The sequence below is a fragment of the Streptomyces boluensis genome, assembly GCF_009908195.1.
Classification (GTDB): Bacteria; Actinomycetota; Actinomycetes; order Streptomycetales; family Streptomycetaceae; genus Streptomyces; species Streptomyces boluensis.
The window spans coordinates 1-614 of sequence record NZ_JAAAHS010000778.1 but is presented as its reverse complement, the minus strand read 5'-3'; the positions used below and the strand labels follow the sequence as shown (position 1 = coordinate 614).

Annotated in this window: 1 protein-coding gene; it reads right to left on the bottom strand. The window is 68.6% G+C overall.

Annotation, left to right across the window (positions count from 1 at the left end):
- Positions 1-120: 120 nt before the first annotated feature.
- On the bottom strand, positions 121-614 hold a 494-nt coding region (locus GUY60_RS38055), incomplete at its 5' end, for a lamin tail domain-containing protein (protein WP_188133307.1).

Below are 614 nucleotides of genomic sequence, written 5' to 3'. Positions count from 1 at the left end.
CGCCGGAGGGGCTGATTATCGGAGGGGAGAGAGACCGTCTGAGCGTCCGAGCACGACAACGGCCCCGCCGCACCCCGGAGTTGGGGTACGACGGGGCCGACGGCACTCGACCGGAGAGGGTCAGGGGGCCGTGCCGTAGCTGTAGTCGGAGACGTCCGTGCCCGCGTCGTCCCGGAGGTGGGCGGTGTCGCCCTTGTCGTTCCAGATGGGGCGGCCGCTGCCGTAGTTGAAGCCGCCCCACTCGGGGTGGACCTCGTTGGTGTAGATACGGATGCGCTGGCCCGGCTGGAGCACCGTGCCGGGCGGGAAGGTGAAGTTCTGGCCGGGGTCGTCCGCGTACAGGATCCAGCCGGAGATGTCCGCGGGGGCCGTGCCGCGGTTGACGATCTCCACGAACTCGTCGGCCTGGGTGTACTTGACCTCGCCCTTGGCCCGGATATTGGAGATGACCACGTCCGGGCGGCCGACGCGGGAGAGCACGGCGACGATGTCGGCGCTGTTCGCCGAGCCCTCCGGGCTGATGAACTTGTTGACGATCTCGCCGTTCTGCTTGAACCCGGTGATCACGACGGCGTACTCCTCGCCGTCGATGGTCACACTCTCCGGGGACACCC